General features: G+C 51.2%; 9 protein-coding genes and 1 pseudogene. 5 read left to right on the forward strand and 5 right to left on the reverse strand.

Annotated features, from left to right (window positions below; genetic code table 11):
* The 3 genes from LH51_RS21160 to LH51_RS04010 form a co-directional block, all read left to right on the forward strand.
* Positions 1-217 (forward strand): hypothetical protein (locus LH51_RS21160; RefSeq protein ID WP_036519982.1); only part of this gene is annotated, 217 nt, incomplete at its 5' end.
* Positions 202-534 (forward strand): hypothetical protein, encoded by a 333-nt coding sequence (locus LH51_RS21165; RefSeq protein WP_036519984.1) that lies wholly within the window; start codon positions 202-204, stop codon positions 532-534. The genes LH51_RS21160 and LH51_RS21165, both read left to right, overlap by 16 nt.
* A 30-nt stretch (positions 535-564) precedes the next feature.
* On the forward strand, positions 565-966 hold the full coding sequence (locus LH51_RS04010; protein WP_036519986.1) for a hypothetical protein: 402 nt from the start codon (positions 565-567) through the stop codon (positions 964-966).
* 9 nt (positions 967-975) lie between these two features.
* Here the strand turns inward: LH51_RS04010 and LH51_RS04015 are convergent, their stop codons facing one another.
* From LH51_RS04015 to LH51_RS04025, 3 genes and pseudogenes are all read right to left on the reverse strand, one after another.
* The gene (locus tag LH51_RS04015; RefSeq protein WP_036519988.1) at positions 976-1,755 is read right to left on the reverse strand and encodes a TatD family hydrolase; all 780 of its coding nucleotides are present in this window, start codon (positions 1,753-1,755) and stop codon (positions 976-978) included.
* Positions 1,755-3,340 (reverse strand): annotated as a pseudogene (locus LH51_RS04020) (peptide chain release factor 3). The gene LH51_RS04015 and the pseudogene LH51_RS04020 overlap by 1 nt, the downstream one beginning before the upstream one ends.
* A gap of 143 nt (positions 3,341-3,483) precedes the next feature.
* The gene (locus LH51_RS04025; RefSeq protein WP_036519990.1) at positions 3,484-3,930 is read right to left on the reverse strand and encodes a c-type cytochrome; all 447 of its coding nucleotides are present in this window, start codon (positions 3,928-3,930) and stop codon (positions 3,484-3,486) included.
* A gap of 105 nt (positions 3,931-4,035) precedes the next feature.
* On the opposite strand from LH51_RS04025, the gene LH51_RS04030 reads away from it, so the two are divergent.
* Entirely contained in the window at positions 4,036-5,286 is a 1,251-nt protein-coding gene (locus tag LH51_RS04030; RefSeq protein WP_036519991.1) for an ATP-binding protein, read from the forward strand.
* On the forward strand, positions 5,279-5,812 hold the full coding sequence (locus LH51_RS04035; protein WP_036519994.1) for a response regulator transcription factor: 534 nt from the start codon (positions 5,279-5,281) through the stop codon (positions 5,810-5,812). The genes LH51_RS04030 and LH51_RS04035 overlap by 8 nt, the downstream gene beginning before the upstream one ends.
* 12 nt (positions 5,813-5,824) lie before the next feature.
* On the opposite strand, the gene LH51_RS04040 is transcribed toward LH51_RS04035, so the two are convergent.
* Positions 5,825-6,454, reverse strand: coding sequence for an energy-coupling factor ABC transporter permease (locus LH51_RS04040; RefSeq protein ID WP_235263501.1), 630 nt, complete (start codon positions 6,452-6,454; stop codon positions 5,825-5,827).
* Positions 6,455-6,510: 56 nt separating this feature from the next.
* Positions 6,511-6,745: GNAT family N-acetyltransferase (locus LH51_RS04045; RefSeq protein ID WP_036519996.1), on the reverse strand; the 235-nt coding region annotated here is incomplete at its 5' end.

Genomic DNA, 6,745 nt, shown 5'->3' on the forward strand with positions numbered 1-6,745 from the left:
TGATGCCTTGGCAGTCTCAGCGGTCAAGGCCTATGTTGGGCACTCGCAAGGCTGTGCTGGCGGCGATCAGATCATGGCATCCCTGGGGGTCTGGCAGCATGGCATCATTCCTGGCCTTACCACCACAGCAGAAATCGCCGGAGATGTACATCAGTCAAACCTGAATTTTCCGCTCAGTCATCAGGCCGGCGAGCCGGGCAGATGGACAGTGTGCTGATTAATGCTAAAGGCTTTGGTGGCAACAATGCCAGTGCGGTCATACTCTCTCCACAGATCACGGAAACGCTACTAAGCAAGCGCTATAGCAGCGCCCAGATGCAACACTGGCAGTTACGCAGGGAGAAAGTTAAAGAAACTGCCCAGGCTTATGACCTGTCAGCCACACGCGGTATCAGTCGGCCTCTATACCTCTATGACCACCAGGTACTCACCGGTGAAGATCTGAGCATTAGCGATCAGGAAATTAAACTGCCCGGTTACCCGAACCCGGTATCGATCAATGTCGAAAATCCGTACAAAGATTTTACTAACTGATACCCTCACAATTAACAGGAGGCAACCGGAATGCTCTATAAGATCGCTATAACGCTCATACTAGGCAGCCTGCTTAGTGGCTGTATCAAGACAGAAAATTTGCTTCAGCGCGACCCAACAGCCAATCAGTACTACAAACTGGACTCACAAGACCTGCGTTTATGTCGCGGAGAAAGCCGGGATTGCTATGCATTGGCACACATAGTGTCAGCCAGAGAAAAACTGCGGCCGATGGAAGCCAAATACGGTCAGCGCGTTAAAGGCCCTAACTATCCGGTCAACTTTGCCCGAATGCTGATCAATCCACCCGCTGATAGTTATAGTGTGAAGCAGCTGGAAGGGGGACGTTTTTATCAACTACCGGTGAATGACTATACCGACAGCGCCTGGAATGCACTCAATCAGGTGCACCGTGCGTATTACGAGAATTAATACCGTTAATTACCGTTGATGCAAACGAAACAATGTCATGGCATTAGCCAGGGTTTGTTCAGCAACCTGATCAACAGACATGTCTCGAAGTGAGGCTAATTGCTGCGCGACCCTGAGCACTTGTAGTGGCGAGTTAGGTTGATCTATAAATCCGTACAAGGGCATATCCGGGGCATCGGTTTCCAACAGCATCCACTCTAATGGCAGCTCAGCCGCCAGTTGCCGCTGCCGCCGCGCCTTTGGATAGGAAATCGTACCACCGATCCCTAAACGGAATCCGAGTTTGGCATATTCACGCGCCTGCTCGATACTGCCAGAATAAGCATGCACCACACCACCCGCTGCGAGCCGGTAGCGTTTCAGCAGGCTCAGCATGCGTTCATGTGCTTTGACCACATGCAGAATAACGGGTAAATCATGCTGTCGCGCCAGATCCAGCTGTTGCTGCAATAACATCACCTGCACTTCTGCTGGCGCCATATCCGCACGAAAATCCAGACCGATTTCACCCACAGCAACAATATCCGCTTCACGCTGCAAAGCCTCAGCCAAACGTTCCACACAGTGTTTGCTGTGCTGTTCGATAAAGCAGGGATGCAATCCCAACGCAACAACCAGTTGTTCAGGCCAATGCTGGCGCAGGGACAGTACCCGCTCAAAATCATCTGCCGTTACACCCGGCACCAGTATCCGGTCTATTCCCTCCGCCAAAGCCTGCTGCATCAGCGCTTCGCGCTGCGCATCAAAGACCGCAAAGTCCAGGTGGCAATGCGAATCAAACAGGGACATCAGTGCTCCCGGGTTGCCCGGAAGCGCACATCCGGCCAGCGCTCTTCAGTCAGTGACAGGTTCACCCGTGTCGGTGCCAGATAGGTCAACAATCCTGAGCCATCCAACGCCAGATTGTCATGTCCTTTACGCCGGAACTCATCCAGCATTTTGTTATCATCGCACTCGACCCAGCGTGCTGTCTGCACGCTAATGGGCTCATAAAGGCACTCCACCTTGTACTCATCTTTAAGGCGGTAAACCACCACCTCAAACTGCAACTGCCCCACAGCCCCAAAATCAGATCGTTGTTTTTCAACGGCATAAACAACTGTACAGCCCCCTCTTCGGAGAGCTGCTGCAAGCCTTTTTGCAGCTGTTTCATTCTTAATGGATCGGTAGGCCTGACACGGCGAAACATCTCCGGGGCAAAGTGCGGTATACCGGTAAATTTAATGGACTCACCTTCGGTAAAAGTATCGCCTATCTGAATCGTGCCGTGGTTGTGCAAGCCGATAATATCGCCTGACCAAGCCTCTTCGACATTTTCACGATCACCGGCAATAAAGGTCACTGCATCAGCAATACGTACCTCTTTACCGGTACGCACATGGCGCATTTTCATGCCACGGGTATAACTACCTGAGCAGATCCGCATAAAGGCAATACGGTCACGGTGACGCGGGTCCATATTCGCCTGTATCTTGAAAATAAAGCCACTGAAGGCATCTTCATCAGCGGAAACATCACGCGTTTCCGTTGGGCGGGGTGGCGGAGCCGGGGCCCACTCGACAAAATCCGTGAGCATCTCGCGCACACCAAAATTACCCAAGGCCGTGCCGAAAAACACCGGTGTTAACCGACCGTCCAGATAAGCCTGCTGGTCCCAAACATGGGTGGCACCTTTTACCAGCTCAATTTCTTCAACATAGGCCTCATAGTCATCATCCAGCAAGGCGCGAGCTGCATCGTTATCCAACCCCTGAATCAGCTTTTCATCCGCAAGCGTATGCCCCATTCCCGGGGTATAAACATGCAGCGTATCGGTATAGAGGTTATAGACTCCTTTAAACCACTTACCCGAGCCTATGGGCCAGTTAATTGGCGCCGCTTCAATTTTCAGTACGGATTCTATCTCATCCAATAGCTCAATCGGATCGCGTATATCACGGTCCATCTTGTTCACAAACGAGAAGATCGGTGTATCCCGCAAACGGCACACATCCATCAGTTTAATGGTACGCTCCTCAACCCCCTTGGCGCCATCCACAACCATCAGCGCCGAATCCACCGCGGTCAGCGTACGGTAAGTATCTTCCGAGAAGTCTTCGTGCCCCGGCGTATCCAGAAGATTCACCGTGCGACCATTAAAGGGGAACTGCATCACTGAGGAGGTGATTGAAATACCACGCTCCTGCTCCATGGTCATCCAGTCGGATGTCGCATGCCGGTCACTACCCCGCCCTTTGACTGTGCCTGCCACCTGAATCAACTGACCGATCAACAGCAGTTTTTCGGTAATGGTGGTTTTACCCGCATCCGGGTGCGAGATGATAGCGAAAGTACGGCGCTGTGAGACTGCTTGTGAGATTGAGCTGTTGGGCATTAGTTAACATCTTCTAGTTTGTACGCGGACATCTACACACTTGCACAAGCGCTCCTGGCAGGAGGCTTTAAGCGGAAAATCCGCAAAATTGAAAAGCTATGCTGGCTATTTTCGCTGATATTGAGTTTATAAACAATCAACGATCATTCTAACCGATAACGATCATGACAGGCTCGGCAGCTTTGCAGCGTCTGCCGAAACAGATCTCGGGTTTGCTTGTCTTGACCGGCTTTTGCTGATTCAGCCAATTCAGCGGTCGTGGCAATAAATGCCTGCATGCGTTCGGTAAAATCAGCTTGATTCTCCCAGACAGCGGGGGCCGAACGACTCGCGACGACTTTACTTTCTTCGGTGAACCCCTCCAGTGCCAACGTTGCCAAGTGGTTAAGCATTTCCGACCGGTAGACAAACTGCTCATCTGAGTAAGCCTTACTGCGATGCAGCGGGTTAAGCACATTCAATTGATAACTCATCAGCCGGAAGGCTGATTGACGATACTCCACACTGTCTTCTGGCTTCATGGTATCACTGCTAACCCAGCCAGACATAAGCGCCAACACCAATCCCGCACAGCCTACATATTTTTTCATTCTGACTCCTGCAAATAACTACCTAAACCCCTAAGTGCGACATTGTGACACGCCACAGGTTCCTGCAAAACCGTTATAATCAGCTGATTATCGACGGAGGTCTGTTTGAACCGACATCAGCAACATCTATTGCACCTGACCTATATTCGCACGCTGATACTGTTTGTCATCTGTTTAGCTTTGTATGCCGGTGTCAAACTACTGCGGTTACAGCCGGACTTACTTATGACCGGCACCAGTCTGGTAGCATTAATCGCCCTGAACGTGACCACCTACGTTAGGCTGCACTCAGCCTGGCCGGTGTTTGATGCCGAACTGTTCGCCCAACTCTGTGCCGATGTAGTGATTTATGCCGCGCTACTCTACCAGTTTGGCGGGGCAACCAATCCCTTTGTGTTCGTGATGCTCATTCCACTGATCATCAGCGCGACTACCCTGCCACGCCATTTGACACTGCTTATGGCACTACTTGTAGCTGGTTTGTATACGTCGTTGTTATTCAATCATCTACCACTGCTGGATTTTAGTGCCGCACACCAGCACACACTGGTGCATCTGTTCAATCAGCACATCACTGGTCTGTGGATCAGCTTTATTCTGACCGTAGGCATTATCAGCATTTATGTAGTACAGATGCGCCAAACCCTGTTCGAGCGTGACAGGGATCTGAGCGAGGTACGCGAACAGCGCATTCTGGATCAACAACTGCTGGCACTGGCCACACTCGCCGCTGGCACGGCGCACGAACTGCGTACGCCCCTGTCAACGCTACGCGTTATTCTGAAGGATATGCAAAAAGACCACCCTGAACTGGATGACGATCTGTCACTGATGTTGCAACAGGTAGAATGCTGTACCGATAAGCTCAAAAACATGACTGAAGAAGTCGCCTCCGGCAAACCGACTCCAATCAGATTTGATCTGTTTCTGGCACAGGTACTGGAGTCCTGGGCAATCATGCGCCCCCAGGTCAGCTATACACTACAGCCTGTTCAGGAACCTGTGCCTACCATTAATACCAGTGTTATCCTACAGCAAGCGCTACTGAACCTGCTTAACAATGCCGCTGATGCCTGCCCTGATGCGATTACTATCAGTGTTCACTACCTGAAAGCAGGTAAGGTAACGCTACGCATCCGTGATCGTGGACCAGGTTTAAGCCCACAACAACTGGCCAGCATGGGCAAGCCGTTCTTCACCACCAAAGGCGGTCTGGGCATAGGCCTGTTTCTGACAACCACCTCGCTGGCGACTCAGGATGGCGAAGTGTATCTGTACAATCATCCGGGTGGCGGCACCCTGACGGAAGTCACGCTAAAAACATGCTCTTCTGACAGGCAGGACATTGATGACTAATCCAAGCTTTCTGATCGTAGATGACGATACAACCTTTACCCATGTCTTGTCGCGCTCACTGAGTCGTCGCGGTTTTAACGTCAGCACAGCCCATTCAGCCGAAGCAGCGCTACTATTACTGCAACAGCAACACTTTAACTTCGCCACACTGGATCTGAAAATGCAGGGCGCGTCCGGACTCACCCTGATCGGCCGTCTGCGCGAAACTAACCCGGATATACGCCTGCTGGTTCTGACAGGTTATGCCAGCATTGCCACAGCGGTGGATGCGATCAAACTGGGGGCTGACCACTATCTGCCTAAACCCGCCGACACGGATCAGATTCTGGCGGCACTGCAAGCTGATCAGCCGGACCCGGAACAAACAGTTACTGCCGAACCCATGTCAGTCAATCGTCTGGAGTGGGAGCACATACAGAAGGTGTTACAACAACACCAGGGCAATATTTCCGCCACGGCACGAGCACTCAACATGCATCGACGCACACTGCAACGCAAACTGGCCAAATATCCGGTTAAGCGTTAAACCGGCAAAAAACTACTGATCATCAATATAGGCCTTGGCATCAAAGGTACGAATCCAATCGGGATGGAACACCATCATACCGGTCATGATAATGCCGTTGATCAAGCCTTCAGGCATCATGATCAGCGGCAAGTACATGGCATAATCATGATAAATTTTCGACCAGGGGTAAATACCATCCAGCCACAGCACCAGTGCCATAGACATACCAGAGACACCAACAGCCACAGCCGCACCAGCGAAAGCACACAGAAACATATACACAAAAAAGTTTTTCGGCAATTTCGCTTCAACCCAACGCAAGATGCCGTAGCTAACCAAAGCCGGTATTACCACACCACAAATCAAGTTAACCGGCAACATCGACCAGGTCTCAACGCCTAACAGCGTCATCACCAGCATCACCACGGAACCCGCTAAAATCGCCAGATCCCAGCCAAACATCAATGTCAGCGTAGTCAGTCCGAGAAAATAAATTGTCAGATAGTCAGAAACGCCGGCACGCAGTTGCCACAGCAATACCAGCACCACCATCGAGCCAAATAATAGATGCTGAATGCCGCGCTCACGCCAAATCACGGTCCAGGCAAACGCCGGATAATCCAAATCAGCAACAGGGCATAAATAATCCCACAGCCCCAAAGCCAGTAAGCACTTAACACGCCTTCGGTTATATTCATCAACAGACTCGCTTAAACTCAGGACGGTTGGAGCGCTAAGGTGCAGCTGAACAGGTAGGCATCTTCATGCACACCCGGCTCGGTCGTTTCATAATAGTCTTTACGTATAGCATCCTGCTGCAGGTCACAGCATTGATATAGCGCAATGGCGGCTGCATTAGACGCACGCACTTCAAGCAGTAAACGCGCCACACCCTGCTCAGACAGATTATCCAGTATCTGCTGTAACAATATCCGCCCCAACCCTTGTTGC

It is taken from the genome of Nitrincola sp. A-D6 (assembly GCF_000764495.1).
GTDB lineage: Bacteria > Pseudomonadota > Gammaproteobacteria > Pseudomonadales > Balneatricaceae > Nitrincola.